A 25403-nucleotide genomic window follows, 5' to 3' on the forward strand; every position below is an offset into this window, starting at 1 on the left:
CCCGCTGAGCGCTTAGCGCCGAATCTCAGTCTGCTGACACGCAGACCGGGCGCCTGTTCCGGTCACGAGTTCCGTTGGGGACCGGGGACCCTCAATGCCCCTCGCAGCCCGGGCAGCTGCGGGGGGCTTTCACTGGGTGCTTCAGAAAACCTTGTAGGTCATTGTGGTCAGCGACCGTTCGATCCCGTCGATCTGCAGCAGCTTGTCGTTGATGTATTTGCCGACATCCTCGCCTGAGGGAATGTAGAGCTTCATCAGCAGGTCGAAGTTGCCGCTGGTGGAGTAAAGCTCGGAATGGATTTCCCGCAGCGCAATCTCCTCGGCGACCTTGTAGGTGGTGCCGGGCTTGCAACGGATCTGGACAAAGACGCAGGTGGACATGAGCGGCCCTTTTGAATGGTCACGGATTTGCGCCCAAGCTCGCATGCGGCGCATCCGGGCGCAATAGGCCGGGACTGCTGCAACAGGTTGGCCCCCATGCACAATGCCGCACTTGAGCCATACCCCCTGCCCGCCCTATAAGCGCCCAGGCAGGATTGGAATTTCTGCAGCATGACGAAGGACAAGCCGCTGATGCGTACCGCCAAAGTGACCCGCAAGACCGCGGAGACCGATATCTCGGTCGAGATCAACCTCGACGGCACCGGGGTTTATGACAACCAGACCGGGGTTGGCTTTTTCGACCACATGCTGGACCAGCTGGCGCGCCATTCGCTGATCGACATGACCATCCGTGCCAAAGGCGACTACCACATCGACGACCACCACACGGTGGAGGACACCGGCATCGCGCTGGGTCAGGCGCTGGTGCAGGCGCTGGGGGACAAGAAGGGCATCCGCCGCTATGGCGAGTGCCACCTGCCAATGGATGACGCTTTGGTGCGCTGCGCGCTGGACCTGTCGGCGCGCCCCTTCCTGATCTGGAACGTTGCGCTGCCGACCCAGAAGATCGGCGCCTTTGACACCGAGCTGGTGCGGGAGTTCTTTCAAGCCCTGAGCACCCATGGCGGCATCACCCTGCACATCGACCAGCTGCACGGGTTCAACAGCCACCATATCGCCGAGGCGGCTTTCAAGGCCGTCGCCCGCGCGCTGCGGCTGGCGGTGGAGACCGATCCGCGAAAGGCGGATGCGATTCCGTCGACCAAAGGCGCGCTGTGACATGCTGACCGCAATCATCGATTACGAATCCGGCAACCTGCACTCTGCCGAGAAGGCGTTTCAGCGCATGGCGAGGGAAATGGACGCGGGCGAAGTCGTGGTGACCTCGGACGCTGACGTAGTGGCCAAGGCCGACCGGCTGGTGTTGCCCGGTGACGGCGCTTTCCCCGCCTGCGCGGCGGAACTGCGCGGCCATAAGGGCATCTATGATGCCATGGTCGAGGCGGTGGAGCAGAAGGGCCGGCCGTTCCTGGGCATCTGCGTCGGCATGCAGCTGATGGCGGCCACCGGGCATGAGTATGAAGAAACGCCGGGCCTCGGCTGGGTCGGCGGCGACGTGGTGAAAATCACGCCGGCGGATCCGGCGCTGAAGGTGCCGCACATGGGCTGGAACGATCTAGTGATCGATCATGCGCACCCGGTGTTTGACGGCATCCAGAGCGGCGATCACGTGTATTTCGTGCACTCCTACCATTTCCGCGTCGCCAACCCGGCGGAGCGGCTGGCGCATGTGGATTATGCCGGCGACGTGACCGCGGTCATCGGCAGGGATACGATGGTGGGCATGCAGTTCCATCCGGAGAAAAGCCAGGCCACAGGGCTGCGAATGATTGGAAACTTCCTGACCTGGAAACCGTAAAGGGACGGCGCTGGCGCGCCGTGGCCTCCGGCGGGAGTATTTGGGGAAAGATGAAAGCCGCGGTGTTCAGGCGGCAGCGGAGCGCAGCGACACCGGCGCGACGCCATAGGCCTTGCGGAAAGCGCGGGTGAAGCCTTCGGGGCTGGTGTAGGCATAGCGGCGCGCCACCGCCTCTACCCGGTCGCCGCGTGCGAGGTCCTGATGCGCCAGGATCAGCCGCCAGCGGCGCAGGTAGCCCATCGGGGTTTCGCCCACTTCCGCCGCAAAGAGTTCCGCAAAGCGCGACAGCGACAGCCCCGCCTCCTGCGCCAGATCGGCGTTCCCCCAAAGGCGGCCGGGATGATCATGCATCGCCACGATGGCCCGGCTGAGGCGCGGATCGGCAAGGCCTGCCAGCAGCCCAGGCTCGGTCGCACCCTTTTTGATCTGGTCGCGCAACAGGCGCACCATCAGCACCTCGCCCAGCCGGTTGATCACCGACTGCGCACCGCAGTGCCGGCCCTCCGCCTCGTCCCGCATCAGCCGCACCAGCCCCTGCGCCTCGGCATTGCCGGAAACGTCATAGTCCACCACCGGCGGCAAGGCGGCCAGGAAGGGGTTGCTGCGGCCTGACCATTCCACCCGCGCTGCCCACATGACGTTGAAGGCAGGCGCGTCCGGCGGCGTGCCACGGGTGCAATAGAGGATCCGCACCGGATCCCCTGCCGCATCCGCAAGCGCAATCAGATTGGCCTCCCCTGGCATTGCCGCCTGCACGGCGAGCTGGAATCGGTCCATCAAAGTGGTCAGGCGGTCCATGCTTCCGGTGTTTCCATCAGGTTTTTCGGATTTATGTGACACTAAACTGCGCAATACAGCTAGGCAAGCACCACCACTCACACCATGCACAACATTCAAAAGGACCCTGCCCATGCTGATCCCCCGCCGGAAGACCCCGGACCTGACCCTGCCGACGCTGGACCACGGCCAGTTCGACCTGTCCGCGGAAACGGCCGAACGCGGCACCGTGATCTGCTTTTACCGCGGCCTGCACTGCCCGATCTGCGCCACCTATCTGAAGGAGTTCGAGAAGAAGGTCGCCGCCTTTGCCGAGCGCGGCGTCAACTGCATCGCGATCAGCTCCGACGGCGAGGAGCGCACCCGCGCGATGGCCGACAAGATCGAGGCCAAGGAGCTGCGGTTCGGTTACGACCTGCCGCTGGCCGTTGCCAAGGAATGGGGGCTTTATATCTCCACCTCCCGCGGCAAGACCTCGATCGGGATCGAGGAGCCCGCGCTGTTCTCCGAGCCTGGCCTGTTCATGGTGACGCCGGAACAGACGCTTTATTACGGCTCGGTGCAGACCATGCCGTTTGTGCGCCCGCACTTTGCGGAATTGGTGGCGGCGCTCGATTTTGCCATCCCCAACAACTACCCGGCGCGCGGTGAATATACCGGTGATGTGTGACCGTCACAGCTGCCGCGGGGACCGGTGCAATTCACCGGTTTGAGCAATAGACAAGAGGCCCGCTTCGAGGCATACGGGGCAGACCTTTTGTCACTGCGGCACCCCCCTTGCACATCCGTTTCGAGAAATATGATCACGCCGACGGCAAGCACCGGTATTGCCTGCTGAGCCTGACGCCAACCCTGCTCGGCGACTGGTGTGTTGAACGTGTCTCGGGGCCTCTGAATGCTCCGGGCGGTGCGCAGAAGCGGGCCTATTTCGCAGGCCACGCCGAAGCGCTGGCGATCTTTGAAGGGTTCCGGGACCGGCAGCTGAAGCGCGGCTATGCGCCGATCCCGGTGCAGCTGGGGCTGCTGTAGAACCCCAGCCGGTTTTACTTGACCCGGGTCCAGGTCTGTTTGGAGCAGATCAGCCCGCCCGCCACGCAGCCGCGCAAGGCCAGGCTGTTGCCCGCAACATCCATCTTGCCGATGTAGATCTTGTCATTCGACGGCCGCCAGACCTTGCCCTCGTAAGAGCCATTGCCGTTCGGCACCATGTCGATCACCAGCGTTTTGCCGATGTTCGGGGACTGGTATTCACCGCCGCCGTTGAAGGTGCGGGCGATCTTGCCGCAGACGGCAGCACCGCACTTAGCCATCTGGATATGCGCGTAGGAGCCATCATCCGGTTCCGTCTTCCAGACACCCAGCACCGGATCCGCCGCCGCAGCGCCCGCCAGTCCCAGAGCCAGGGCCATGCCTGCCAAAAGATGTTTCATTCCATTTCCTCCCTGTTTTCAGGCAGCCTGTCCCTGATGCGCCGCTTCTGGCAAGGTTGACTTCGGGTCGCGTTGCAATCTGCGCGTCCGTTGTGCAAAACACCGCCAGCTTGATTTCACGAAGGACCGCCCGGATGATCCTCTACCCCGCGATTGACCTCAAAGACGGCCAGGCCGTGCGCCTGCTGCATGGCGAGATGGACAAGACCACCGTGTTCAACGACAACCCCGCCGCCCAGGCGCTGGAGTTTGTCGAGGCCGGCTGCGAGTGGCTGCATCTGGTGGACCTCAATGGCGCCTTCGCCGGCGAGCCGGTCAACGCTGCACCGGTCGAGGAGATCCTGAAGCAGACCAAGGTGCCTGCCCAGCTGGGCGGCGGCATCCGTGACATGGCGACCATCGAGCGCTGGATCGGCAGGGGGCTGGCCCGCGTCATCCTGGGCACCGTGGCGGTGGAGAATCCGGGCCTGGTGCGCGAAGCGGCGCGGGAGTTCCCTGGCAAGGTCGCTGTCGGCATTGACGCCCGCAACGGCAAGGTGGCGACCAAGGGCTGGGCCGAGGAGACTGACGTCATGGTCACCGACCTCGCCAAATCCTTTGAGGACGCGGGCGTTGCTGCGATCATCTATACCGACATCCTGCGCGACGGCGCGATGAAAGGCCCGAATGTGGAGGCAACCGCAGATCTGGCCAACGCCGTCAGCATCCCGGTGATTGCCTCCGGCGGCGTCTCCTCGCTGGACGATCTCAGGGCACTGAAATCCTGCGGGGCACCGCTGAACGGTGCGATTTCGGGCCGTGCGCTCTATGATGGCGCCATTGACCTGAAGGAGGCGCTGGCGGTTCTGAAAGCCTGACGCCCCCGGCCAGTCCCGGCAAAGGGAGAGCCTATGCGCCTTGTCCGCCGAATCCTTGCAACGCTGACCATAGGGCCGGTTGTCCTGTGGCTGCTGAGCATTGCTTTCGTAATACTGCTGGGGTTCGGCTTTGACTGCGAGATCCACGAGGGGTTTACCAACCCCTGCGTGGTGCTGGGCCGCGACCTCGGCGAGACCGCCTATACGATGGGGATCTTAGCCGCCTGGGGGCCGCTGATCTTCGGCCCGGTCACAATGGGCGCAGGGCTGCTTTGGGCAATTGCGGTCATGATCGACCGCTACAGGTCCCGCCCGCGCCGATAAGGCGCAGGGCCGCCCGCAAGGGATGTCCGGGATTATTGCACGGCTGCGGCTGTCAGCTTGCCCAGCGCGCCCTGCATCTTGGCAACGAACTCCGCATCTGCGGGGATCTCCAGGCCCGAGAGCATCTCAGCCGGGTCCTCGTAAGTCAGCCAGACCTGGCCATCCGCATCCTCATAGGCCAGCACCTTGAGCGGCAGAAAAAGCCCTGCCCGCATATCGGCCTGCATCACAGGGGTGCCAAGCTTGGGATTGCCGAAGATCAGTAATTGGGACGGGCTCAGCTCCAGCGCCGCGTTCTGCGCACCTGCAGCGTGGTCCACCCGGGCAAAGACGGTAGCGCCTGCGCCTTCAACCGCGGCCTCCAGCGCGTCCATGGTTTCACCGACGGGTTTCTGGCTCTGCACCGTCACCAGCTCCGCCGCGGCGGGCAGTGCGGTGGCGAGAGCGAGGGCTCCGGCAAGGAAAACGGTCTTGGTCATAACAGCTGCTCCAAATCCAGGGACGTCCGGTCATGATCGGGTCAACTGCTCCGGGCTGGCAATTCACATCTGCGGTACCGCCCGGTTGCGGCGGTTCTGCGCGCATCAAGCTCGAAAACGGCGCGGCCGCTTGCACGGACCAAAACGCGCAGCAGTTGCCATATCTGTTGCGCTTCAGGCGGTGTTTGCGTACCCACGGGCGCAAGCAGCTCGAAAGGCACGGCATCATGCTGAAGACCCGTATTATTCCCTGTCTCGACGTCGCCGACGGCCGCGTGGTCAAGGGCGTCAACTTTGTCGGCCTGCGCGATGCGGGCGATCCGGTGGAATGCGCCAAGGCCTATGATGCCGCCGGCGCGGATGAGATCTGCTTTCTCGACATTCACGCCACGCATGAAAACCGCGGCACCATGTTCGACATGGTGCGCCGCACCGCCGAGCAGTGCTTTGTGCCGCTGACTGTGGGCGGCGGGGTGCGCACCAAGGACGACGTGCGTGCGCTGCTTTTGGCGGGGGCCGACAAGGTTTCCTTCAACTCGGCAGCCGTCGCCAACCCCGATGTCATCGCCGAGGCCGCGGACCAATTCGGCAGCCAGTGCATCGTCTGCGCCATCGACGCCAAGACCGTGGAGCCGGGCCGGTGGGAGATTTTCACCCATGGCGGCCGCAAGCCCACCGGCATCGACGCCGTGGAATTTGCCCGGCTGGTCACCGCCAAGGGCGCGGGCGAGATCCTGCTCACCTCGATGGATCGCGACGGCACCAAATCGGGCTTCAACCTGCCGCTGACCCGGGCCATCTCCAAAGCGGTGGACGTGCCGGTGATCGCCTCCGGCGGCGTCGGCAACCTGGACCACCTGGTCGAAGGCGTGACCAAGGGCGGCGCAAGCGCGGTGCTGGCGGCCTCGATCTTCCACTTCGGCGAATTCACCGTGCAAGAGGCCAAGCAGCACATGGCTGCCGCCGGAATTCCGATGCGGCTGAACTGAGGGAACACGTGATGAGTATTCTGCACGATCTCGAAGCCACCATCCTGTCCCGTAAAGGCGCTGACCCGGACAGCAGCTGGACCGCAAAACTGCTGGCCAAAGGCCCGGAAAAATGCGCCGAGAAGTTCGGCGAAGAGGCCATCGAGGCCATCATCGAAGCGGTCAAGGACAACAAGGCGAGCCTCGCCTCCGAAGGCGCGGATGTGCTGTATCACTTCCTGGTGATGCTGGCCGCGCGCGGCGTGGCGCTGGACGATGTCCTGAACGTGCTCGCCGCGCGCCAGGGCCTCAGCGGCATCGCTGAGAAAGCCGCCCGTCCCAAGGGCTGACCGGCACTCCTTTCCCCGTCCGCGGGTCAAGGGAGGCGCAGCCTCCGCGCGCCAGCGCGGCTTGCCCCTGAGGCGCGTCAGACAGCACAATCAGCAAGGCCCTGTCGGGCAAACCTGCCCATCAGGGCTTCTGAGCAAAGAAATGGTGCCGCGCAGAGGCGTCAAGCCCAACCGTGTATGCCGTCCGGCAAGACGGCTGGAAAGTGCGCGCGCCCCCTGCCGTGCCGCAGGCGTCAGAGTTTCGAGGAAATGATCCCTGTGGCAAAGCCGCCCATTCGCAGCTCTCCGAACAGCCGCTGGAATTCGATTTTGGGGCAGCGGTTCTGGATCACGGTGACGCCGCGCGCTTCAGCCTTGGCCGCCGCGGCGGCATGTTCCACCCCGATCTGCATCCAGATGGTTTGCAGCTTGGGAAACGCCTCCAGCGCCTCGTCCACGATCGGCGGCACCGCTTCGGAGCGGCGGAAGATGTCGACCATGTCCACTGGCAGTTCAATTTCCGACAGGCTGGCACGCACTGTTTCGCCAAACAGCATCTTGCCCGCATGGCCCGGGTTGACCGGGATCACCCGGTAGCCCTTGAGGCCCAGATATCGCGCCACATAGTAGCTGGGGCGCACCGGATTCATCGACACGCCCACCACAGCCACAATCTTGGCGCGCTGGAGGACTTTTTTCAGATGCTCGTCACTGTAGTCTGTCATGCCGCGCACCCTAGCCTTGCCACTGACCGCCGCATAGACGGATTCGGCGCAGTGCAAACAAAAATGCGCCCGGACGAACCGGGCGCAAGGTATGGAACGAGGGACAGTGAAAAAGATCTGCGGTGGTTCCACTCCGCAGTCTGTATTGAATATGGGCCACAGTATGAAAAATAAAAGTGCCCATCACGCAATTGTGAGGTGACAGGTTATTTCCGCAAAGCCGCAGGCCAATGGAGCCGCGCGGCGGCGATCATCTGCGCCGTGTCAGCCCGCCAGAGAACATGTACCTGCTTGTTATTCAACAGAAAAAGTTCTCCATCCACTATCGCCCAAAGCAGCGGATTGCCTTCGTGCAGCATTCCCTTGGACATCGCATAGGCGCAATATCCTCCAAAGGCAGGCGCATAGGCACGGGGATTGGCCTCGAACTGGGCCCGGTTGCGGGCAGAGGCAAAGCGCCAGACAACGCCTTTCCACATCACCGCATGGGTGCGCCGGCCGTGTTCGGCGGCGCCATGTTTAAAAAACGCAACCGCGTCATAACCGCCGATGGCCACTCCCGAGCGGGACGAAAACACAGCAGTCTCCGCCCCTGCCGCATCCGGCCGGGACAGGAACAGTACTGCTACAGCCATCAAGACCAGGCGCAGGATCACGTTACACTCCATACTCTATTCGCAACAGCCTATCGACTCTGCCGCACCGCACCGCCTTTGCAAAGACGGCATACGCAGATGTGAACAGGCTGTGACGCCGGGCGCTTGCGGGCCTATCGGGCAATAGAGGCGTACAGCGCGATGGCCGCCGCGTTGGAGACGTTGAGCGAGCCGAAACCGCCCGCGGCATCGATCTTGACCAAGCCGTCGACGGTTTCCTTGGTCTTCTGACGCAGCCCCGGCCCCTCGGCCCCGAGCACCAGCGCCACCGGCAGGTGCTGTTTGCCTTCCAGCGCGGATTCGATGGTCTGCTCCGCTTCGCCATCCAGGCCCAGCACGATGAAGCCCATGCCCTGCAGTTCGGTGATGGAGTCGGCGAGGTTTCGCATCCGCAGGTAGGGCTGGCGCTCCAGCGCGCCGCTGGCGGTTTTGGCCAGCGCGCCGGTCTCCGGGGCTGAGTGGTGGCGGGTGCCGATCACCGCACTGGCACCCAGCACCTCGGCGGAACGCAGAATGGCACCGACATTGTGCGGATCGGTCACCCGGTCCAGCAGCAGCACCCGCGGGGCTTCCCGGCCGATGCAGTTCTCGGCCAATCCGCCCCAGTTCAGAGGCTTCACCTCCAGCGCGGCCCCTTGGTGCACGGACTGCGGGTCGATCGGCGGGTTGAACTTGCGCGGGTCGATAACCTCTGCCCCGATGCCGGACTCTTCGATTGCGTCTGCCAGTTTTGCCTGCGCGTTCATGGTCACCATCAGGCGCAGTTTTTCGCGCTTGGGATTGAGCAGCGCATCGCGCACCGCATGCAGCCCGAACAGCCACACGGTTTCCGCAGCGGCGGCCCGTTTGGCCTGCTCTTTTTCGACGACCCACTTGGGTTTCTTGGACATTTTGCTCTCCGGCAGAAAGAATTTGCGAGGCGCGCGAAAAACTTGCGTTTTTCCGGTTGACGCCCCTTTGGCCTGCTTGTAATCACGCCTCCACATCAGGTGCAACACGCAACTGACAGTGGGCGACAGGCCGCAAGGTGTGGCAGGGGACTGTAACTCCCTCGCGGAGACGCACGCCTGGTTCGATTCCAGGGTCGCCCACCATCTTCTCTCATTTAAACGACTGATGATGGTGGTTCAGCAGCAGGCTGGACAGGCCGAGTGCTGTGCGGCACAGCAAAAAGCCCGCGTGATCTAAGCGGGCTTTCCTTTTGATTTAAAACAGGAATCTTAAGGTCGGGCGGTTTCGGCGACGGCCTGCTGCGCCCATTCGACCAGCGCGTCCAGCTCCGGGCCTGCCGCGACGGCCATACCGTCGGCAAAGGCCTGGAACGGTTCCACGTTCATCTTGTTGACGCCGGAAATCACCGGAATGCCCAGGGCCAGAGCTTCGCCAATGATGGGGCGCATGCCGCGCCCGTCGGCCTCATGCTTGCCGAATTTGTTGACGATCATCAACTGCGGCGCCGGGTCGCCATGCAGCGTCGCAGAGACCCGCCCGACAGCCTGCTCCAGCGCCTCGGGGTTGAGGCGGCAGCCGCGGGCGCCCGCGCCCAGCGATTGCGAAATGCGGATGGTCTCGCCCTCGGGCAGCACCCGCACATCCATGTCGCACAACTCTTTGTCGTAGCATTCCACATTGGTCTGCACGATGCCGGCCAGGCGTAGGCCTTGGGCCTGCAGCCGTTCGGCCAGCTCACTCAGCAGGCGGTCGGTGGCGCCGCGCTCTTCGGTCATCACATAGGCCAGGTGCATTTCTTGGTCTCTCCAGTCTCATGTTATTTCATAGGTGGTCATGCGGCCGCCGGGGTCAAGCCCTACCAGGGCATTGGGCTGTAGCCGATGACGGGCGCGTGCAGGACCAGCAGCGCCAGGAACACGGCCGCTGCAAGCCCGGCCTCACCGGCCGAGAGCCGCAGGCGGGCGAGGTTCAGCCGCGCGGTGTTGCGGCTGAGGCGGCGCCATTCACCCTGCCCCATCTGGCGCTGCTTGCGCTTGTCGATCAGCGCCATGCCCATCCAGGCAAAGCCTGCAAAGAGGCCAAACTGGATCACATGCGCCAAGTCGCCATTGGCCAGCAGATGCGCTCCGGCCCAGAGCGCCATCGCCGCCAGCAGCGGGTGGCGGCTGACGGCCAGAACGCCCGGATCCTCAGGATCGAAGGCGCGCAAGCCCAGCCCGCCAAAGCCGAACGGATTCTGCCGCATCATCCCCGCCACCGCCAGCAGGCAGGCCAGCGGCATCACCAGAAGCGGCACCCAGCGGAAACCCTCCCAATAGGGCAGCACGCCCACGTAGGGCGCGCGGGCGGCTGCCACCACAAGCCACGCCAGGATTGCCAGCGACAGCACACTGTAGGCGACGATATAGCCGCGCAGCCCCAGGCGGCTGACCAGCCAGAGCCGCACCGGCGGGCGCACGGGGATCGCGTGGCTGGCCAGGAACAGCAGCAGCGCGGCGGTGAATTCAAGCCAGCCCATCGGGGTCTCTCCGGGTATAGATCAGTCTTCTGTGCAGCTATAGGCGGGCAGCCAGTGTATAACGTTGCCCCAGATCAAAAAAGGGCGCTGCTGGGCGCCCTTCTCTGTTGGATTTGAGGATCGCTACAGACCCAGGGCCTTGCGCCGCTCCTCGGCAAAACCCTGCACCATGCGGTCGGCGATCAGGGCGAGGATCGCCATCGCTGCGCCGGCAGAGATGCCCAGCCCCACATCCGCCTGCCCCAGCGCCAGGTAGATCGACTGGCCGAGGCCGGTGGTGCCGATCAGCGCCGCAATGACCAGCATTGCAAAGGCATAGAGGATGGTCTGGTTGAGGCCCAGGAGGATCGAGGGTGCCGCATATGGCGCGCGGATATCCTTGAGCATCTGCCACTTGGTGGCGCCGGAGGCGGTAGCGGCCTCGATCATCTCCTCCGGCGTCGAGACCAGCCCGTGCCGCGTATAGCGGATCATCGGCACGATGGCATAGGCGATGATCGCCAGAAAGGCCGAGAACTCGCCGATCTGGAATACCATCAGCACCGGGATCAGGAACACGAACAGCGGAATCGTCTGCAGCATGTCGCAGACCGGGCGCACCACCCGCCAGACGCCGGGCGATACCGCTGAGGCCAAGCCGATGGCGCCGCCCATCACCGCACAGGCGAACACCGCAGCGCCAGAAAGGTAGAGCGACAGCAGCGCCCGCTCCCACAGACCGGACAGCAGGATGGTGCCCAGCAGCACCACGGTGAGGATCGCCAGCCCGCGGCCGCCTGCGACCCAGGCCAGCGCGCCTGCGCCCACCAGCACAAAGGGCCAGGGCAGCTGCGAAATGCCGGTTTCCAGCATCCCCGCCGCGATCAGCAGCATCACGCCCAGCACCAGTTGGCCGCGCAGGGCAAAGCCTACAGCGGCGGCGGCTCCTGCTGCAAACAACCCTAGGCTCATCGCCGGGGTCCAGGTAAAGCCCCAAGTGAAAGGCAGCACCGCCTGATCCAATCCAATCCGCAGCGGCAGCAGCACGTAGAACAGCACATTGTTTTTGAGCGCCGTCAGGAACTCGGCATTGGCGCTTGTGAACGCCGAAAGGCCCCGGTCGACGCTGTCCGCCACCGGATTGAACAGCGCATAGGTGCCGGGCTGCTGAACGCTGCCCCAGAACGCCGCGCTCACCGCCACCCCCAGTGCCAGAATGCCCCAGGCAACGCGCACATCGTGCTTGTCGCGGCGGTCCTGGGTCAGGGTACCGCTCATCCGGTCGATCAGGATCGCAAAGATCACGATCACCAGACCCGCCAAGAGGCTTTGTCCGAACTGCGCCTTGCGCATGGTCAGCAGCACCTCCCAGCCGATGTCGTCAAAGCCGCCGATCACCGCGGCGATAATCACCATCGACAGCGCCGCCATCAGGCACTGGTTGACGCCTACCATGATCTGCTGCCCGGCGGAGGGGATCTCGCACTGGAACAGCTGCTGCAGGCGGGTGCCGCCGGACATGATGGCGGCTTCCTTGATCTCCGGCTCCACACGTTCAAGGCCCAGCAGCACGTTGCGCGCCATCGGCGGCGCAGCGTAGATGGCGGAGGCGATGAGGCCGACAACGGGACCAAAGCCGAACAGCACCAGCAAAGGTGTGAGATAGGCAAAGGTCGGCACCGTCTGCATGATGTCCAGCACCGCCTGCACCGGCTGGCGGATGCGCGGGTATTCATTAGCAAGGATACCGATGCCGCCCCCGATGATCAGCGCCAGCGGCACCGAGACAGCGACCAGCGCTAGGGTGTTCATGCTTTCGGGCCAATAGCCAGAGGCCAGCACAAAGCCGAGGCCTACCACCGCCATCAGCGCCATCCGCACGCCGCCCAGAATCCAGGCCAGCGCCGTGGTGGCACAGATGACCAGCGGCCAAGGCGTGTGGCTCAGCACATAGTTTGCAGCTTCCATCGGATAGAACATCAGCGCCGAGAAGCTGCGGGCCGCGGGCTTGATCAGCGCTAGGAACCACTCCATGGCGGTCCCAACCCAGTCGGTTGTGGGCAGCACCCAGACGGCGGGGAATTTCACCAGCCACGGCAGGCTGCTTTCCAGCAGAAGGCACAGCGCACCCACCGCCGCCGCAATCAGCGCCGCAATCGCGCCTTTCGAAAGACTTGCCATCAGCCCTGCTCCACCTGCAGCGCGGCAGCAAGGTCTGCAGGGTTGACCACGCCGACCAGCTTGCCGTCCGGCGCGCGGACCGGAACGGGCTCGTAAAGCTCCATGCAGCGCGCCAGGGCTGCATCCAGCGTCATGTCCTGGCGCAGGCCGGGATCGTCGGCACCGTATACATGGCGCTCGCCCGCCTGCATCACCGAGGCAACGCGCGCGTGGCGGCCTTTGGCCACGTCCTTGGAGAACTCGCGCACGTAGTCGTCGGCCGGGCGCAGCACGATATCGGCGGGGGTCCCGATCTGCACCACTTTGCCGTCGCGCATGATGGCGATGCGGTCGGCGAGCTTCAGCGCCTCGTTGATGTCATGGGTGATGAAAACGATGGTGGTCTTCAGCTTGGCCTGGATCTCCAGGAACTCATCCTGAAGCTGCCGCCGGATCAGCGGGTCGAGCGCCGAGAACGGCTCATCCAGGAACCAGACCGAGCAATCGGCCACCAGAGAGCGGGCAATGCCGACACGCTGGCGCTGGCCGCCGGACAATTCGCGCGGGTAATTGCTTTCGCGCCCGCCAAGGCCGACCAGCTCGATCACTTCCTGCGCCTTGGCCAGGCGCTGCTTCTTCTTCACCCCCTGCACCCGCAGCGGGTAGGCGACGTTTTCGGCAACAGTCATATGCGGAAACAGTCCGAAGTGCTGGAACACCATACCCAGCTTCTTGCGGCGCAGCTCGATCAGCCGCTTGGGGCTGGCCTCCACGATGTTCTCGCCGTCGATGCGGATTTCGCCGCCGGTGGCATGCAGCAAGTGAGAGATGCAGCGGATCAGGGTGGATTTGCCGGAGCCCGACAGCCCCATGATCACAAAGAGCTCCCCCTCCTTCACGTCAAAGGAGGCGTCCTGCACCGCCGGGATCAACCCCTTGCCGCGCAGCTCCTGGGCTGCAGCTTCGGGTGTTTCGTGCCGCGACAGCGCCTCTTTCAGGGCGCTGTCTGCGTTGTTGCCAAACACCTGCCAGACATTCCGGCAGGTGATGGCAGGCGTGTCAGAGCCGCTCACCGTGCGCAGCTCAGTTGATGGCGGCGTCAACAACCGGGCGCCACTTGCCCTCGTTGGCGGCCATCCATTCGGCAACCACCTCTTCGACCTTGCCGCCATCCACGTCAATCGCGCCCATCATCGGCTGCTGATCTTCCACAGCCAGCGTATAGTTGGACAGGATCTCATAAGCGGCAGGCCAGGTTTCCTCCATCCCGGACCAGGCCGCCTTGAAGATGCGCGAGGGTGCGAAGTCGCAGTCGTTGACCGCGTCCGGGTTCGGCCCCCAGGCCGGGTCGTTGAAACAGGCCTCTTCGCCTGCCGGCAGGTCGACAAACTGCACGTCATAGGCCGACATCGCCCAATGCGGCTGCCAGAAGGTGATCAGCAGCGGCGTCTTGCGCTCGGTGGCGGCGCGCAGCTCGACGATCAGCGCGGCCTCGGATCCCGCAGGCACGGCCTTGAACGGCAAACCCAGTCCGGTCATGCGGTCGGCACCGGGCGTGCCCCAATCGGCGGGGTAATCCACCAGGCGGCCTTCGGGCAGAGTCTCGGCAGTGGCGAACTGCATCGCACAATCCTTTAACGCCTCCCAGGCCGGCAGGCCGGGGCAGATCTCGGCCACATGCGCCGGATAGGCGATGCCTTCACGCGCATTCAGTTCCAGATCACCCAGCTCAACGACGGTGCCCTCTTCAACTTTCTTGGCGTATTCGTCGGAAACGTTGGAGGACCAGATTTCCAGTGTCGCGTGGATGTCGCCGTCGGCAATCGCCTGGAACTGGTTCATCATGCCCGCGGAGACATATTCCACGTCATAGCCTGCGGCCTTGAGCATTTCACCGGCGATATGGGTGGTCACATGCTGGCCGGTCCATTCGTTGACCGCCAGCTTGATCGGCTTGCCGGTGTCGCCCAGCTCGGCAGCGGAGGCGATGCCCGCGACAACCGTCATCGTTGCAGCGCCCAGCGCCAGCGCATATCCTTTGAATTTCATATCAGTACTCCCTGTCAGTGTTGTTGCGCCGCCGGTTGTCCGGCTTGCCGCATCTTTGGAACCCGGCGGTTCATGGCTCCTTCCCGGCATTTTGGCTTGCCTTCGTTTGCCTGCAGGTGCCAGTGACTCAAGTGTGGCCGGGGATATTGCAAGTATTGGAACATATTGCGACACTTTGTCGAGAAATAGCGTCGCAAATGGTGAAATATTCTGATTGACGGTTTAAGTTTTTGTGCCAATGGACAAGTTTCGGAATCGCCCGCCATGCCGTCCGGGCGGGAGCGCCTTTGCTGCTCAGGCGGCTTTTATCCAGCCGCCGGAAACTAAAAAAACAGCGCCCCGATTGACCGTGGCGCTGTTTCAGACTTCCTACCTCAACCCTGGTTCAGGAGCGGCCCTTGCCGGTTGCCTCTTCGACAACCGGCATCCATTTGGCGCGGTTCACCGCCAGCCAGCCGCGGGCTGCCCCCTGCGGAGTTTCGCCGCGCACATCCACCAGCCCGATGAGGGGCTGCTGATCCCAAATGCTCAGCTGAAAATTTTCCAGGATCTCATGAGCGGCGGGCCAGCGCTCCTTGAGCCCGGGCCAGGCCGCCTTCATCACCCCGCCGCGGTAGAAATCACAGTCGCCGGTCTCTTTGGGGTTCGGCCCCCAGGACGGATCGGTGTAGCAGGCCGGCTCGGGCTTGGGCAGGCGCACAAATTGCAGCGCGTAGGAGGACATCGCCCAGTGCGGCGCCCAGAAGGTGGCGATCACCGGGCGCTTTTCCCGGTAGGCGTTCTGGAATTCCTCGATCATCGAGGCCTCGGAATCGGCTGCGACCACGTCAAACGGCAGGTCCAGCGCGCGAATCCGGTCCGCCCCCGGCGATCCCCAGGATTCCGGGTAAGCCAGATAAATTCCCCTCTCGCCCTTGCCATCCGCGGAGAAAATTCCCGCACAATCGCGCAGCGCCTCCCAATTGGGCAGACCCGGGCACATCTGTGCCACATAGGGAGGGAACACCACGCCGTTACGCGCATCCAGCCCCATATCGCCCAGTTCCTCCACGCTTCCGCTGTCACGGGCGGCGTAGTAGTCCTCCGGGCTGGTGGTGGTCCAGACTTCCATCATGGCATGGGTCTCGCCCCTGCCTAACTGCTCATAAATAGCTGCCTGGTCCCCCTCGACGTATTCAACCTTGTAACCGGCGTGTTCCAGCATGCCGCCAGCGATATAGGTCGCCAAGTGCTGGCCGGTCCAGTTGTCCAGCGACAGCCTGATCGGTGCGGCCACATCCCCCATGTCAGCTGCTTCGGCGGCCCCTGCCGCCGCCAACGCCGCCAGTGCCGCGGCAAAGGCTTTGATTTTCATTGACGTCACTCCCGTTCTGCCAGTCATCCCACATGCTGCGCGCAGGCGCAGCGCCGGGATCCGGACTATCAGGCGGGAGTTGAAAAAGATTAACGCGCAGCGGGAAGCGCGGCACAGGCAGTCCGGAAAACATCTAAAACTTATGCTAAGCGTGCGCATACGCCGCCCTCACGGCGGGCCCGTTCACCCGGACTTGCGAGCGACAATTAGGACCGGGTCGTAGGTCAGCGGCAGCTTGCCATTGCGGCCAAAGCGCTCACGGTAGGCATTCTCGAACTCCTGCAGGCGCCTGCGGCTCCAGCTTTGCTGAGCGTGCCCGTTCACGCCGGTCTGGCGGAGGTGCTTCAGAAGCTCGAGCGCAGTGCCGAACTCCAGTTTAACCGGGCGCTGTGCGACCTGAAGGATTTCAGTATCTTTCGGCAGGACAGCCATCCATTCATCCGCATCCAGATAGCTGGGCGCCGCGGCGGCAGACCCCAGAGCCGCCAGCTCGTGGAACTGGCCACGGCCAAATCCGGACAGCGCCAGCCAGCCGCCCGGCTTCAGCCGGTCTGCCAGGCGGCAGAACAAGGCTTGCAGATCAGGGATCCATTGCACGGTCGAGGCGGAAGCGATCAGATCCAGGTCTTGCGGCAAAGGCAGATTCTCAATGGGGCCGCCCGCGAACCGGGCTTGCTCCGGAGCAATGCCCTCGAGCGCCTTAAGCACCTGCGCAGCCTCCGGCACCAGATCGTTGAGGACCAGGCTGCCCGCCTCGAAACGCTGCAGCAGCTGCCGGGTCAGATGGCCGGTGCCGCAGCCAAACTCCAGCACGGAGGTGAAGCGGCGCGGCGCCCCCTCGGCTTGCAGCATCTCTGCCAGCCGACTGGCAATATCCGCCTGCACAGAGGCGGCGCCATGATAGCTGCCGAGTCCGCGGCAGAAGCTTTTACGCACGCGGGCCTGGTCCAGATGCGGGGGCTGAATGTCCTTCATCAGAACAATTCCTCCCAAAGCGAAAACCGGTCAAAGGGCGCATGCGACGCCTCCAGATGGGAGACATTCTGCCCCGCCCAGGCACGAACCAGATTTGCGGGCGGGAAGATCTTGTCGCCAGAGCTGATCCAGACGCGGCCGAAGCGCATTTGCGGGGCATCCCCGCGTCGCTCCACTGCCAGTAATTCGGCCCGGCGCGCCTCAACGTCCAGCACCTCGGCTTCTTGTGAAGCCCCGAACACGCGGCCTAGGAACTGCTGGTAGCTTTCCAGGCTCAAGGTTTCCACGGTGCGGCGGAACACGGCTGGCGGAATGCCTGCACCGCGGTTCACCGGCTGTAAGCTACCGTTCACCGCCGCCTTGTGCAGGAACGGATCGGGCCGGCCGGTCTGCCAGTGGGCGTAGGCAGCCACGCCGAAAGACCAGGCCAGCAGGCTGACCTGCCCGTAGCCGGACAGATCCGGCAAGTCTGCCCCCAGATCGGTGTAATCGCTGGCAAACAGGATGTCCTGAGGACCGTCCAGGTGCCAGAAAACCTCCGGCCCCACAGCCCAGCCGCCGAAGACCACGATAGCCTCGGCTGCACTGTCCTGTTTGAGCCAGCGGAACTCCACGGTTAGAGCTCCCGCGCCAGCCGCAGCATGCCTGCGGTGATTTCGCTCAGCTGATCCGGCGTCGTGATGAAGGGCGGCATGGTGTAGATATTGGTGCCGAAGGGGCGCAGGAAAACGCCCATTTCATGGGCCCGGGCATGGGCTTCATCCGCCGAGACGCGATGCTTCATCTCGATTACGCCAATGGCGCCCAGCACCCGCACACCTGCCACGTTGGGCAGCTCGCGGGCCGGGGCCAATTCGGCCTGCATCTGCTCGCCGAGTGCGGCCACCGTGCCGCGCCAGTCCTGCCCGGTCAGCAGGTCCAGCGAAGCCTTCGCGGCCGCACAGGCCAGCGGGTTGCCCATGTAGGTCGGCCCGTGCATGAACAGGCCAGGATTGCCGCCCCCGATACCTTCGGCCACGCGGTCATTGGTCATGGTGCAGGCGAATGAGATATGGCCGCCGGTCAGTCCCTTGCCGAGGCAAATGATATCCGGCTCGACAGTGCAGAAATTGGTGGCAAACAACTCGCCGGTGCGGCCGAAGCCGGTGGCGATTTCGTCGAAGATCAAGAGGATACCCAGTTCGTCGCACAGGGCGCGGGCCTGGTTCAGATATTCCGGGTGGTAGAAATACATACCGCCGGTACCCTGCACCACGGGTTCCAGAATAAAGGCAGCGATCTTGCTGGCATTGGCTTCCAGTACGGCGCGCAGCTCGCCCAGGCCATTCTGCGCCGGATCGTCCACCCACTCCTCATTGATGCGGATCGGCGGGCGGGAGACGAAATGCTGCACGCTCAGCGCGCCCTGGAACAGGTGGTGCATGCCGGTGTCCGGATCGCAGACGCTCATCGCTTTCCAGGTGTCGCCGTGATAGCCGGAGCGGATGGTGGCGAACTCCTGCCGCTGCGGCTGGCCGATTGCGTGCTGGTACTGCACCGCCATCTTCATTGCCACCTCGACCGAAACCGAGCCGCTGTCGCAATAGAAGATGCGGGTTAAGCTTTGTGGGGTGATCTCCAAGAGCTTGCGGCCCAGGTCGATGGCCGGATCGTGGGTCAGCCCGCCGAACATCACATGTGGCAGGGTGTCAAGCTGGTCATGAATGGCTTTGGTGATCGCCGGGTTCTTATGCCCGTGCATCATGCACCACCACGACGACATGGCGTCGATCAACCGGGTACCGTCGTCCAGGGTGATATGGACGCCAGCGCTCTCCTTCACCACGAAGGTCGGGCCAGGTTTGGCAACATTGGTGTAGGGATGCCAGAGGTGCTGCTGGTCGAACTCCAGCTGAGTGAGGTCGGATGCGCTCATGCCAAGGCCTCCTTGATCAGGTCCACCCGGATGCTGGCCTGAAAGGCCACAGCGAGGGCATCAGAGGTCAGCTCCCCCAGCAGCGGCAAGCGGCCCAGATGCGCCACCTGGCCGAACTGGCAGATAGTTTCCTCCACCGCAGGCTCCGGATCGCCGATGAAAGCAACGCCCACCACCGGACAGCCCGCATCGCGCAGCGCTTTCAGCGACAGGAGCGTGTGGTTGATCGTCCCCAGCTGCGTCCGCGCGCATAGGATCACCGGCGCGTCCCAGCGGGTGAAGAGGTCGAGATACAGCAACTTGCGATTCAGCGGCACCATCAGCCCGCCTGCGCCTTCTGCCACCAGCATGCCGTCAACTTCGGGCAAGGACAGCGCGTCCGGGTCGATCTCCACACCCTCGGCTTCCGCCGACAGATGCGGCGAGGCGGGCAGTTGCAGCAGATACCCCTCAGCCAGCGCCGGGCGGCCCGACAGGCGGGAGACGATCTGGCTGTCGGTCTCTTCCTCCAGCCCCGATTGCACCGGCTTCCAATAGGTTGCGCCCAGCGCCTGCACCAGGCCGGCCGAGAAAATAGTCTTGCCGATGCCGGTATCGGTTCCGGTCACGATCAGCGCGCTCATGCTGCACTCTCCATTTCCCGGGCGAGGTCTTCGAACATCCGGGTGATAACCCCTGCCCCCGTGTTCAGCGTGATCGACAGCCGCAGCCGCGAGGTGCCGCGGGGCACCGTCGGCGGGCGGATGCCGCGAATGTCATAGCCGCGGGTTTGCATGGCGGAAGCCAGCGACATGGTGCGCTTGTCATCGCCAATCACCACCGGCAGGATCTGGCTCTGGAACCCGTCCAGCCCGCACAGGCGCTTGGCTTCGCCTTGGGCGTGGGTAATCCCCTGCCACGCCTGTTCGCGGCGGCCTGGGTTCTGTTGCAGCTCCTGCAAGGCAGCCCGCACCAGTGCCGCGTTCAGCGGCGACGGGGCAGTCGCAAAGATAAACCCGCGCGCCTTGTTGATCAGCGTCTCGATCAGCACCCGCTGGCCGCAAATCAGAGCGCCGGAGGCACCCAAAGCCTTGCCGCAGGTGTGCAGGGACAGGACATTCGAACGGTGGGCAATTTCATGCGCCAGCCCGCGGCCCAGATCGCCGAACACACCCGTCGAATGCGCTTCATCCACCACCAGCACGGCGCCCTCGGCATCGGCCAGCGCCATCAGCGCGTCCAGAGGGGCGAGATCGCCGTCCATGGAATAGACCGCCTCAACCGCGATCCAGACCTGACCCTGACCGCCGTCAGTACGCCAGGCCTTCAGCACCCGTGCGGCGTCCTCCGCATCGCTGTGGGCGAAGCTGAGCGTCTCTGCCCGGCCCAACCGCATCCCGTCATGGGTACTGGCATGGATCAGCGCGTCATACAGCACCAGATCGCCCTGCTGCGGGAGGGTGGAGAAAATCGCCTGATTGGCGTTGAACCCGCCGCCCATGAACAGCGCAGCCTCGGTGCCGAAAAACTCCGCAGCCTCGGCCTCCAGCAGCTGATGTTCTGCATCATTGCCGCGCAGCAGGCGCGAACCGCCTGCCCCCACCGGCACCCCGCGCGCCAGCGCATCTGCGGCAGCGGTGCGCAGCACATCACTGCCCGCCAGCCCAAGGTAGTCGTTGGAGGCAAAGTCATGCCCGTCCCGCGGCATCAATTGCCGGTAACGCCCGCGCGTGCGCAGCGCTTCCAGCGATTTCTCATGCCTCGGGAAGGCGCCCGCCATCAGCGGCTGCCGTCGCAGCCCGCGGCCATGGCGGTGATGCCCAGACGGTCAAACAGCTGCTGGTCCTTGTCCTCTTCGGGGTTATCCGCGGTCAGCAGCGTGTCGCCCACAAAGATCGAGTTGGCACCGGCAAAGAAGCACATCGCCTGCATCTCGTCCGACATGTCGGTGCGGCCTGCGGACAGGCGCACGTGGGATTTCGGCATCAGGATGCGGGCCAGCGCCACCGAGCGGACGAATTCGATCGGGTCCAGCTTCTCAACATTGGCCAGCGGCGTGTCAGCGATCGGGATCAGCATGTTCACAGGCACCGAATCCGGGTGCACCTCCAGCGTTGCCAGTGCCAGCATCATGTCGATGCGGTCCAGCTGCTGCTCGCCCATGCCAACGATGCCGCCGGAGCAGACCTTGATGCCCGCCTCGCGCACCCGGTTCAGCGTGTCGATCCGGTCGGCAAAGGTGCGGGTGGTGATGATTTCGGAGTAGTAACGCTCCGAGGTGTCGATGTTGTGGTTATAGTAGTCCAGGCCGGCATCGCGCAGGCGGAACACCTGTTCCTCGTCCAGCATGCCGAGCGTCATGCAGGTTTCCATGCCCAGGTCCTTCACGCCCTGCACCATCGCCTCCAGCGCCGCCATGTCGCGGTCCTTGGGCGAGCGCCAGGCGGCCCCCATGCAATAGCGCGTCGCGCCGCCTTCCTTGGCTTTCTTGGCCTCGGCGATCACCCGCTGCACCTCGATCAGCTTGGACGCCGACAGCTGCGCGCCGTTGCGCGCCGACTGGGAGCAATAGGCGCAATCCTCGGCGCAGCCGCCGGTCTTGATGCTGAGAAGCTTGGATTTCTGCACCTGGTTGGGGTCGAAATACTGCCGGTGCACGGTGTGCGCCTGGAACAGCAAGTCCATGAAAGGTTTGTTGTAAATCGCTTCCGCTTCCTCGCGGGTCCAGTCGGTGCGGATGGGTGCAGCGTCCAGCATGCTGTCTCCTGTTCTCTATACCTGTTGGCCATGCGCGGATGGCGTTGCGGGTTTTTATAGATAATTCCCCCGCCTCGGATCAAGCACCAAAGCTGCAATGCAGCGTTTTGCCTCGGACCGGCTGCCATAAGTCCAGTAGGCACCTGTTTCTGATGCCAAAAAATAATCTACAAAGATTCCGGTTGACGCGGGCCCCGTGCCTCCCCTAGCCCTATTGGCACGCAGGGGAGTCCCGCCAAGGGGACTGAGAGGCGTTTAGGTGCGGGGCAACCCAAGCCGGCGGCGCGACCCTTTGAACCTGACCCAGTTGATACTGGCGTAGGAAGCTAGGTTTGCACCGCTACGGGACCTGTACATCCCCCAGCCGTGCAGAACTGAACAAGGGGCCCGTACAGCCTCTGTTTCCCGAGCCAAACCTCATCTGGTGTCTTTTCCGAGTTTAGGCTTCGAGGAGCACCAAAATGAACGTCCCCAATCCCAAGATCACAACAGGCGCCCTGCCTGCGTCGAAAAAGATCTATGTCGCAGGCGAGGTCCACAAGGACATCCGCGTGCCGATGCGGGAGATTTCTACCCATCCGACTGCCGGCGAGTCGCCGCTTCCGGTCTATGACAGCTCTGGCCCCTATACCGATCCGGACGTGCTGACCGATATCCGCCAAGGTCTTCCTGCCCTGCGCCGCCAGTGGATTGAGGCGCGCGGCGACGTCGAAAGCTACCAGGGCCGCGACGTGAAGCCGGAAGACAACGGATTTGTCGAGGGCGACCGGCTGACGCCGGAGTTCCCGGTGAAGCCCGCTCCGCTGCGCGGCAAGGATGGCAAAGCGCCGACCCAGCTGGCCTATGCACGTGCGGGCATCATCACACCCGAAATGGAGTTCGTGGCGATCCGCGAAAACCAGCTGCGCGAGCTGTCGCCCTGCCACGGCAATCGCGACGGCAATGACTTCGGCGCCAATATCCCTGATTACGTGACGCCGGAATTCGTGCGCCAGGAAATCGCCGCCGGCCGCGCCATCATTCCCGCCAACATCAACCATCCGGAAATCGAGCCGATGATCATCGGCCGCAATTTCAAGGTGAAGATCAACGCCAATATGGGCACCTCTGCCGTGACCTCCTCGATGGAGGAAGAGGTGGACAAGCTGGTCTGGGCGATCCGCTGGGGCGCCGACACGGTGATGGACCTGTCGACCGGCCGCAACATCCACAACACCCGCGAATGGATCGTGCGCAACTCGCCGGTTCCGATCGGCACCGTGCCGATCTATCAGGCGCTGGAGAAGGTGAACGGCATCGCCGAGGACCTGACCTGGGAAGTGTTCCGCGACACGCTGATCGAGCAGGCGGAACAGGGCGTCGACTACTTCACCATCCACGCGGGCGTGCGGCTGCACATGGTGCCGATGACGGTGAACCGGGTGACGGGGATCGTCTCGCGCGGCGGCTCGATCATGGCCAAGTGGTGCCTGCATCACCACAAGGAATCGTTCCTCTATGAGCACTTCGAGGAAATCTGCGACATCTGCCGCCAGTACGATGTCTCCTTCTCGCTGGGCGACGGCCTGCGCCCCGGCTCGATTGCAGACGCCAATGACGAGGCCCAGTTTGCCGAGCTGGAGACCCTGGGCGAGCTGACCAAGATCGCCTGGGCCAAGGACTGCCAGGTGATGATCGAAGGGCCGGGCCATGTCGCCATGCACAAGATCAAGGAAAATATGGACAAGCAGCTGGAGTGCTGCCACGAGGCGCCCTTCTATACGCTTGGCCCGCTGACCACCGACATCGCGCCGGGCTACGACCACATCACTTCCGGCATCGGGGCGGCGATGATCGGCTGGTTCGGCTGCGCGATGCTGTGCTACGTGACGCCCAAGGAACACCTTGGCCTGCCCGACCGCGACGATGTGAAGACCGGGGTGATCACCTACAAGATCGCGGCCCATGCTGCCGACCTCGCCAAGGGGCTGCCGGGGGCGCAGCGCCGCGACGATGCGCTGTCCCGTGCGCGCTTCGAATTCCGCTGGGAGGATCAGTTCAATCTCTCGCTGGACCCGGATACGGCGCGCGAGTTCCACGACCAGACGCTGCCGAAACAGGCGCATAAGGTGGCGCATTTCTGCTCCATGTGCGGGCCGAAGTTCTGCTCGATGCGGATCAGCCACGACATCCGTGCCGAAGCGCAGAAAGAAGGGATGGAGGCCATGGCGGCGAAGTTCCGCGAAGGCGGCGAGCTCTATGTGCCTGCGGCCGAGGCGGCGGCTGCCAAGACGGAACCGGCGGAATGATCACCATCGCAGGCGCGGGCCTTGTCGGCCTCGCCTGTGCCTATGAGCTGGCGCAGCGCGGCGCGGCGGTCACCGTGTACGAACGGGGGGAAACCCCGGGCGACAGCAGCGTTGCGCGCTATGCGGGCGGCATGCTGGCGCCCTGGTGCGAACGGGAAAGCGCCGAGGAGGAGGTCATCACCCTCGGCAGCCGTGCCTTCGACTGGTGGGCCAGGGTCACAACCGTCCACCGGCGCGGCACGCTGGTGGTGGCGCCATCCCGCGACCGGGCAGAGCTCACCCGCTTTGCCCGCCGCACCACCGGCCATCGCGGCGTGGACGGGTCGGCAATTGCCAACCTGGAACCGGCCTTAGCCGGGCGGTTTACGCAAGGGCTGCTGTTTGAGCAGGAAGCGCATCTGGACCCGCGGCGGGCACTGCGGGACCTGACCGCGAAGGTACAGGAAATGGGGGTGGGTATCCGCTATGGCGCCCCGGCCCCTGCAGGCGTGATGCTGGATTGCACTGGCATGGCCGCTCCCCTTGCCGGTCTGCGCCCGGTGCGCGGCGAGATGGCGATCCTGCATTGCCCGGAAGTGGAGATCCGCCGAACCCTGCGCCTACTGCATCCGCGGATGCCGCTGTACCTTGTCCCCCGCGGTGACGGGCATTTCATGATTGGCGGCACCATGATCGAAAGCAGTTCGGACCGCCCCGTGACCCTGCGCTCGCTCAGCGAATTGCTGAGTGCCGCCTTTGCCCTGCATCCTGCCTTTGCGGAGGCCAGCGTCGTTGAGACCGGCGCAGGTCTGCGACCCGCTTTCCCCGACAACCTGCCACGGCTGACCAAACAGGACGGCAAGCTGTACCTCAATGGCCTGTACCGCCACGGCTTCCTGCTGGCGCCTGCGATGGCGCAGCAGGCTGCGGACCGTTTGATACCGGAGACATCAGATGAAGATCATCGTGAACGCCAAACCGCATGAGGTCGCGGCAACTGACCTCCAGTCCGCCCTGCAGGAGCTTGGCTTTGCCGGCTCCTCGGTTGCGACCGCACTGAACGGCTCTTTTGTGTCGCGCAGCCAGCGGGCGGAAGTGCCGTTGGCTGAGGGCGACCGGCTGGAAGTGCTTGCCCCGATGCAAGGAGGCTGA

Annotated in this window: 30 protein-coding genes, 1 tRNA gene and 1 riboswitch; of the genes, 12 read left to right on the forward strand and 19 right to left on the reverse strand. The window is 64.0% G+C overall.

Annotated features, from left to right (window positions below):
* Positions 1-141 precede the first annotated feature (141 nt).
* On the reverse strand, positions 142-381 hold the full coding sequence (locus KUV26_RS20150; RefSeq protein WP_222505458.1) for an Lrp/AsnC family transcriptional regulator: 240 nt from the start codon (positions 379-381) through the stop codon (positions 142-144).
* Between the two features lie 192 nt (positions 382-573).
* Between KUV26_RS20150 and hisB the strand changes: the two genes are divergently transcribed.
* Both hisB and hisH read left to right on the forward strand, forming a co-directional pair.
* Positions 574-1161: an imidazoleglycerol-phosphate dehydratase HisB gene (gene hisB, locus KUV26_RS20155; RefSeq protein ID WP_222509754.1), complete on the forward strand. Its 588-nt coding sequence runs from the start codon at positions 574-576 to the stop codon at positions 1159-1161.
* Position 1162: 1 nt separating this feature from the next.
* Positions 1163-1801: an imidazole glycerol phosphate synthase subunit HisH gene (hisH, locus tag KUV26_RS20160; RefSeq protein ID WP_222509722.1), complete on the forward strand. Its 639-nt coding sequence runs from the start codon at positions 1163-1165 to the stop codon at positions 1799-1801.
* 66 nt (positions 1802-1867) lie between these two features.
* On the opposite strand, the gene KUV26_RS20165 is transcribed toward hisH, so the two are convergent.
* On the reverse strand, positions 1868-2599 hold the full coding sequence (locus KUV26_RS20165) for an AraC family transcriptional regulator (RefSeq protein WP_222509723.1): 732 nt from the start codon (positions 2597-2599) through the stop codon (positions 1868-1870).
* Positions 2600-2711: 112 nt separating this feature from the next.
* On the opposite strand from KUV26_RS20165, the gene KUV26_RS20170 reads away from it, so the two are divergent.
* Together KUV26_RS20170 and KUV26_RS20175 are read left to right on the forward strand one after the other, a co-directional pair.
* Positions 2712-3248: a peroxiredoxin-like family protein gene (locus tag KUV26_RS20170; RefSeq protein ID WP_222509724.1), complete on the forward strand. Its 537-nt coding sequence runs from the start codon at positions 2712-2714 to the stop codon at positions 3246-3248.
* Between the two features lie 107 nt (positions 3249-3355).
* A complete protein-coding gene (locus KUV26_RS20175; RefSeq protein ID WP_222509725.1) occupies positions 3356-3607 on the forward strand; it encodes a WGR domain-containing protein in 252 nt (83 codons plus the stop codon).
* Between the two features lie 14 nt (positions 3608-3621).
* On the opposite strand, the gene KUV26_RS20180 is transcribed toward KUV26_RS20175, so the two are convergent.
* Positions 3622-4008, reverse strand: coding sequence for a DUF2147 domain-containing protein (locus KUV26_RS20180; protein ID WP_222505453.1), 387 nt, complete (start codon positions 4006-4008; stop codon positions 3622-3624).
* Positions 4009-4142: 134 nt separating this feature from the next.
* On the opposite strand from KUV26_RS20180, the gene hisA reads away from it, so the two are divergent.
* Together hisA and KUV26_RS20190 are read left to right on the forward strand one after the other, a co-directional pair.
* Positions 4143-4865: a 1-(5-phosphoribosyl)-5-[(5-phosphoribosylamino)methylideneamino]imidazole-4-carboxamide isomerase gene (gene hisA, locus KUV26_RS20185; protein WP_222505452.1), complete on the forward strand. Its 723-nt coding sequence runs from the start codon at positions 4143-4145 to the stop codon at positions 4863-4865.
* Positions 4866-4898: 33 nt separating this feature from the next.
* Positions 4899-5189, forward strand: a complete 291-nt coding sequence (locus tag KUV26_RS20190; RefSeq protein ID WP_222509726.1) for a hypothetical protein — start codon at positions 4899-4901, stop codon at positions 5187-5189.
* Positions 5190-5221: 32 nt separating this feature from the next.
* Here the strand turns inward: KUV26_RS20190 and KUV26_RS20195 are convergent, their stop codons facing one another.
* Entirely contained in the window at positions 5222-5668 is a 447-nt protein-coding gene (locus tag KUV26_RS20195) for a DUF302 domain-containing protein (protein WP_222509727.1), read from the reverse strand.
* 227 nt (positions 5669-5895) lie between these two features.
* Between KUV26_RS20195 and hisF the strand changes: the two genes are divergently transcribed.
* Both hisF and KUV26_RS20205 read left to right on the forward strand, forming a co-directional pair.
* A complete protein-coding gene (gene hisF / locus KUV26_RS20200; protein WP_222509728.1) occupies positions 5896-6657 on the forward strand; it encodes an imidazole glycerol phosphate synthase subunit HisF in 762 nt (253 codons plus the stop codon).
* An 11-nt stretch (positions 6658-6668) separates the two neighbouring features.
* A complete protein-coding gene (locus tag KUV26_RS20205; protein WP_222509729.1) occupies positions 6669-6986 on the forward strand; it encodes a phosphoribosyl-ATP diphosphatase in 318 nt (105 codons plus the stop codon).
* Between the two features lie 233 nt (positions 6987-7219).
* Here KUV26_RS20205 and KUV26_RS20210 read toward each other — a convergent pair whose 3' ends face one another.
* From KUV26_RS20210 to rlmB, 3 genes are all read right to left on the reverse strand, one after another.
* Positions 7220-7690 (reverse strand): CoA-binding protein, encoded by a 471-nt coding sequence (locus tag KUV26_RS20210; protein ID WP_222509730.1) that lies wholly within the window; start codon positions 7688-7690, stop codon positions 7220-7222.
* Positions 7691-7896: 206 nt separating this feature from the next.
* Positions 7897-8325, reverse strand: a complete 429-nt coding sequence (locus KUV26_RS20215; protein WP_261398954.1) for a YHS domain-containing (seleno)protein — start codon at positions 8323-8325, stop codon at positions 7897-7899.
* 134 nt (positions 8326-8459) lie between these two features.
* Complete coding sequence (gene rlmB, locus KUV26_RS20220; RefSeq protein ID WP_222509731.1) at positions 8460-9236, reverse strand: 23S rRNA (guanosine(2251)-2'-O)-methyltransferase RlmB; 777 nt, start codon at positions 9234-9236, stop codon at positions 8460-8462.
* 120 nt (positions 9237-9356) lie between these two features.
* Between rlmB and KUV26_RS20225 the strand changes: the two genes are divergently transcribed.
* Positions 9357-9440, forward strand: a tRNA-Tyr gene (locus tag KUV26_RS20225).
* 126 nt (positions 9441-9566) lie between these two features.
* On the opposite strand, the gene KUV26_RS20230 is transcribed toward KUV26_RS20225, so the two are convergent.
* The 12 genes from KUV26_RS20230 to bioB form a co-directional block, all read right to left on the reverse strand.
* Complete coding sequence (locus tag KUV26_RS20230; RefSeq protein WP_222509732.1) at positions 9567-10091, reverse strand: DUF2478 domain-containing protein; 525 nt, start codon at positions 10089-10091, stop codon at positions 9567-9569.
* Positions 10092-10153: 62 nt separating this feature from the next.
* Entirely contained in the window at positions 10154-10816 is a 663-nt protein-coding gene (locus KUV26_RS20235; protein WP_222509733.1) for an NnrU family protein, read from the reverse strand.
* Between the two features lie 123 nt (positions 10817-10939).
* Positions 10940-12976 (reverse strand): ABC transporter permease, encoded by a 2037-nt coding sequence (locus tag KUV26_RS20240; protein WP_222509734.1) that lies wholly within the window; start codon positions 12974-12976, stop codon positions 10940-10942.
* Positions 12976-14028, reverse strand: a complete 1053-nt coding sequence (locus tag KUV26_RS20245; RefSeq protein ID WP_222509735.1) for a glycine betaine/L-proline ABC transporter ATP-binding protein — start codon at positions 14026-14028, stop codon at positions 12976-12978. The genes KUV26_RS20240 and KUV26_RS20245 overlap by 1 nt, the downstream gene beginning before the upstream one ends.
* 10 nt (positions 14029-14038) lie before the next feature.
* Positions 14039-15004: an ABC transporter substrate-binding protein gene (locus tag KUV26_RS20250; RefSeq protein ID WP_222509736.1), complete on the reverse strand. Its 966-nt coding sequence runs from the start codon at positions 15002-15004 to the stop codon at positions 14039-14041.
* A 385-nt stretch (positions 15005-15389) separates the two neighbouring features.
* Complete coding sequence (locus KUV26_RS20255; RefSeq protein WP_222509737.1) at positions 15390-16358, reverse strand: ABC transporter substrate-binding protein; 969 nt, start codon at positions 16356-16358, stop codon at positions 15390-15392.
* Positions 16359-16541: 183 nt separating this feature from the next.
* Positions 16542-17333 (reverse strand): malonyl-ACP O-methyltransferase BioC, encoded by a 792-nt coding sequence (gene bioC / locus KUV26_RS20260; RefSeq protein WP_222509738.1) that lies wholly within the window; start codon positions 17331-17333, stop codon positions 16542-16544.
* Positions 17333-17947, reverse strand: a complete 615-nt coding sequence (locus KUV26_RS20265; RefSeq protein ID WP_222509739.1) for a pimeloyl-ACP methyl esterase BioG family protein — start codon at positions 17945-17947, stop codon at positions 17333-17335. Before KUV26_RS20265 ends, bioC begins: the two co-directional genes overlap by 1 nt.
* 2 nt (positions 17948-17949) lie before the next feature.
* Positions 17950-19248 carry an adenosylmethionine--8-amino-7-oxononanoate transaminase gene (bioA, locus tag KUV26_RS20270; RefSeq protein ID WP_222509740.1) on the reverse strand — a complete coding sequence of 433 codons (1299 nt, stop codon included), beginning with the start codon at positions 19246-19248 and terminating at the stop codon, positions 17950-17952.
* Positions 19245-19871 carry a dethiobiotin synthase gene (gene bioD, locus KUV26_RS20275; protein WP_222509741.1) on the reverse strand — a complete coding sequence of 209 codons (627 nt, stop codon included), beginning with the start codon at positions 19869-19871 and terminating at the stop codon, positions 19245-19247. Before bioD ends, bioA begins: the two co-directional genes overlap by 4 nt.
* Positions 19868-21007: an 8-amino-7-oxononanoate synthase gene (locus tag KUV26_RS20280; protein WP_222505435.1), complete on the reverse strand. Its 1140-nt coding sequence runs from the start codon at positions 21005-21007 to the stop codon at positions 19868-19870. Before KUV26_RS20280 ends, bioD begins: the two co-directional genes overlap by 4 nt.
* The gene (bioB, locus tag KUV26_RS20285) at positions 21007-21984 is read right to left on the reverse strand and encodes a biotin synthase BioB (RefSeq protein ID WP_008556688.1); all 978 of its coding nucleotides are present in this window, start codon (positions 21982-21984) and stop codon (positions 21007-21009) included. The genes KUV26_RS20280 and bioB overlap by 1 nt, the downstream gene beginning before the upstream one ends.
* 213 nt (positions 21985-22197) lie before the next feature.
* A riboswitch (TPP riboswitch) is annotated at positions 22198-22326 on the forward strand.
* A 119-nt stretch (positions 22327-22445) separates the two neighbouring features.
* On the opposite strand from bioB, the gene thiC reads away from it, so the two are divergent.
* The 3 genes from thiC to thiS are packed head-to-tail and all read left to right on the forward strand — an operon-like array spanning position 22446 to position 25403.
* Positions 22446-24272: a phosphomethylpyrimidine synthase ThiC gene (thiC, locus tag KUV26_RS20290; RefSeq protein WP_222509742.1), complete on the forward strand. Its 1827-nt coding sequence runs from the start codon at positions 22446-22448 to the stop codon at positions 24270-24272.
* Complete coding sequence (locus KUV26_RS20295) at positions 24269-25237, forward strand: FAD-dependent oxidoreductase (RefSeq protein WP_222509743.1); 969 nt, start codon at positions 24269-24271, stop codon at positions 25235-25237. Before thiC ends, KUV26_RS20295 begins: the two co-directional genes overlap by 4 nt.
* Entirely contained in the window at positions 25206-25403 is a 198-nt protein-coding gene (gene thiS / locus KUV26_RS20300; RefSeq protein ID WP_222509744.1) for a sulfur carrier protein ThiS, read from the forward strand. The genes KUV26_RS20295 and thiS overlap by 32 nt, the downstream gene beginning before the upstream one ends.

It is taken from the genome of Leisingera daeponensis (genome assembly GCF_019801465.1).
In the GTDB taxonomy this organism is placed as follows: Bacteria; Pseudomonadota; Alphaproteobacteria; order Rhodobacterales; family Rhodobacteraceae; genus Leisingera; species Leisingera daeponensis_A.

What these genes read in the sequence shown, in the direction of transcription:
- KUV26_RS20150 (WP_222505458.1), bottom strand. Translation starts at nt 381, where the DNA reads ATGTCCACCTGCGTCTTTGTCCAGATCCGTTGCAAGCCCGGCACCACC.
- hisB (WP_222509754.1), top strand. Translation starts at nt 574, where the DNA reads ATGCGTACCGCCAAAGTGACCCGCAAGACCGCGGAGACCGATATCTCG.
- hisH (WP_222509722.1), top strand. Translation starts at nt 1,163, where the DNA reads ATGCTGACCGCAATCATCGATTACGAATCCGGCAACCTGCACTCTGCC.
- KUV26_RS20165 (WP_222509723.1), bottom strand. Translation starts at nt 2,599, where the DNA reads ATGGACCGCCTGACCACTTTGATGGACCGATTCCAGCTCGCCGTGCAG.
- KUV26_RS20170 (WP_222509724.1), top strand. Translation starts at nt 2,712, where the DNA reads ATGCTGATCCCCCGCCGGAAGACCCCGGACCTGACCCTGCCGACGCTG.
- KUV26_RS20180 (WP_222505453.1), bottom strand. Translation starts at nt 4,008, where the DNA reads ATGAAACATCTTTTGGCAGGCATGGCCCTGGCTCTGGGACTGGCGGGC.
- hisA (WP_222505452.1), top strand. Translation starts at nt 4,143, where the DNA reads ATGATCCTCTACCCCGCGATTGACCTCAAAGACGGCCAGGCCGTGCGC.
- KUV26_RS20190 (WP_222509726.1), top strand. Translation starts at nt 4,899, where the DNA reads ATGCGCCTTGTCCGCCGAATCCTTGCAACGCTGACCATAGGGCCGGTT.
- KUV26_RS20195 (WP_222509727.1), bottom strand. Translation starts at nt 5,668, where the DNA reads ATGACCAAGACCGTTTTCCTTGCCGGAGCCCTCGCTCTCGCCACCGCA.
- hisF (WP_222509728.1), top strand. Translation starts at nt 5,896, where the DNA reads ATGCTGAAGACCCGTATTATTCCCTGTCTCGACGTCGCCGACGGCCGC.
- KUV26_RS20205 (WP_222509729.1), top strand. Translation starts at nt 6,669, where the DNA reads ATGAGTATTCTGCACGATCTCGAAGCCACCATCCTGTCCCGTAAAGGC.
- KUV26_RS20210 (WP_222509730.1), bottom strand. Translation starts at nt 7,690, where the DNA reads ATGACAGACTACAGTGACGAGCATCTGAAAAAAGTCCTCCAGCGCGCC.
- KUV26_RS20215 (WP_261398954.1), bottom strand. Translation starts at nt 8,325, where the DNA reads ATGGCTGTAGCAGTACTGTTCCTGTCCCGGCCGGATGCGGCAGGGGCG.
- rlmB (WP_222509731.1), bottom strand. Translation starts at nt 9,236, where the DNA reads ATGTCCAAGAAACCCAAGTGGGTCGTCGAAAAAGAGCAGGCCAAACGG.
- KUV26_RS20230 (WP_222509732.1), bottom strand. Translation starts at nt 10,091, where the DNA reads ATGCACCTGGCCTATGTGATGACCGAAGAGCGCGGCGCCACCGACCGC.
- KUV26_RS20235 (WP_222509733.1), bottom strand. Translation starts at nt 10,816, where the DNA reads ATGGGCTGGCTTGAATTCACCGCCGCGCTGCTGCTGTTCCTGGCCAGC.
- KUV26_RS20240 (WP_222509734.1), bottom strand. Translation starts at nt 12,976, where the DNA reads ATGGCAAGTCTTTCGAAAGGCGCGATTGCGGCGCTGATTGCGGCGGCG.
- KUV26_RS20250 (WP_222509736.1), bottom strand. Translation starts at nt 15,004, where the DNA reads ATGAAATTCAAAGGATATGCGCTGGCGCTGGGCGCTGCAACGATGACG.
- KUV26_RS20255 (WP_222509737.1), bottom strand. Translation starts at nt 16,358, where the DNA reads ATGAAAATCAAAGCCTTTGCCGCGGCACTGGCGGCGTTGGCGGCGGCA.
- bioC (WP_222509738.1), bottom strand. Translation starts at nt 17,333, where the DNA reads ATGAAGGACATTCAGCCCCCGCATCTGGACCAGGCCCGCGTGCGTAAA.
- bioA (WP_222509740.1), bottom strand. Translation starts at nt 19,248, where the DNA reads ATGAGCGCATCCGACCTCACTCAGCTGGAGTTCGACCAGCAGCACCTC.
- bioD (WP_222509741.1), bottom strand. Translation starts at nt 19,871, where the DNA reads ATGAGCGCGCTGATCGTGACCGGAACCGATACCGGCATCGGCAAGACT.
- KUV26_RS20280 (WP_222505435.1), bottom strand. Translation starts at nt 21,007, where the DNA reads ATGGCGGGCGCCTTCCCGAGGCATGAGAAATCGCTGGAAGCGCTGCGC.
- bioB (WP_008556688.1), bottom strand. Translation starts at nt 21,984, where the DNA reads ATGCTGGACGCTGCACCCATCCGCACCGACTGGACCCGCGAGGAAGCG.
- thiC (WP_222509742.1), top strand. Translation starts at nt 22,446, where the DNA reads ATGAACGTCCCCAATCCCAAGATCACAACAGGCGCCCTGCCTGCGTCG.
- KUV26_RS20295 (WP_222509743.1), top strand. Translation starts at nt 24,269, where the DNA reads ATGATCACCATCGCAGGCGCGGGCCTTGTCGGCCTCGCCTGTGCCTAT.
- thiS (WP_222509744.1), top strand. Translation starts at nt 25,206, where the DNA reads ATGAAGATCATCGTGAACGCCAAACCGCATGAGGTCGCGGCAACTGAC.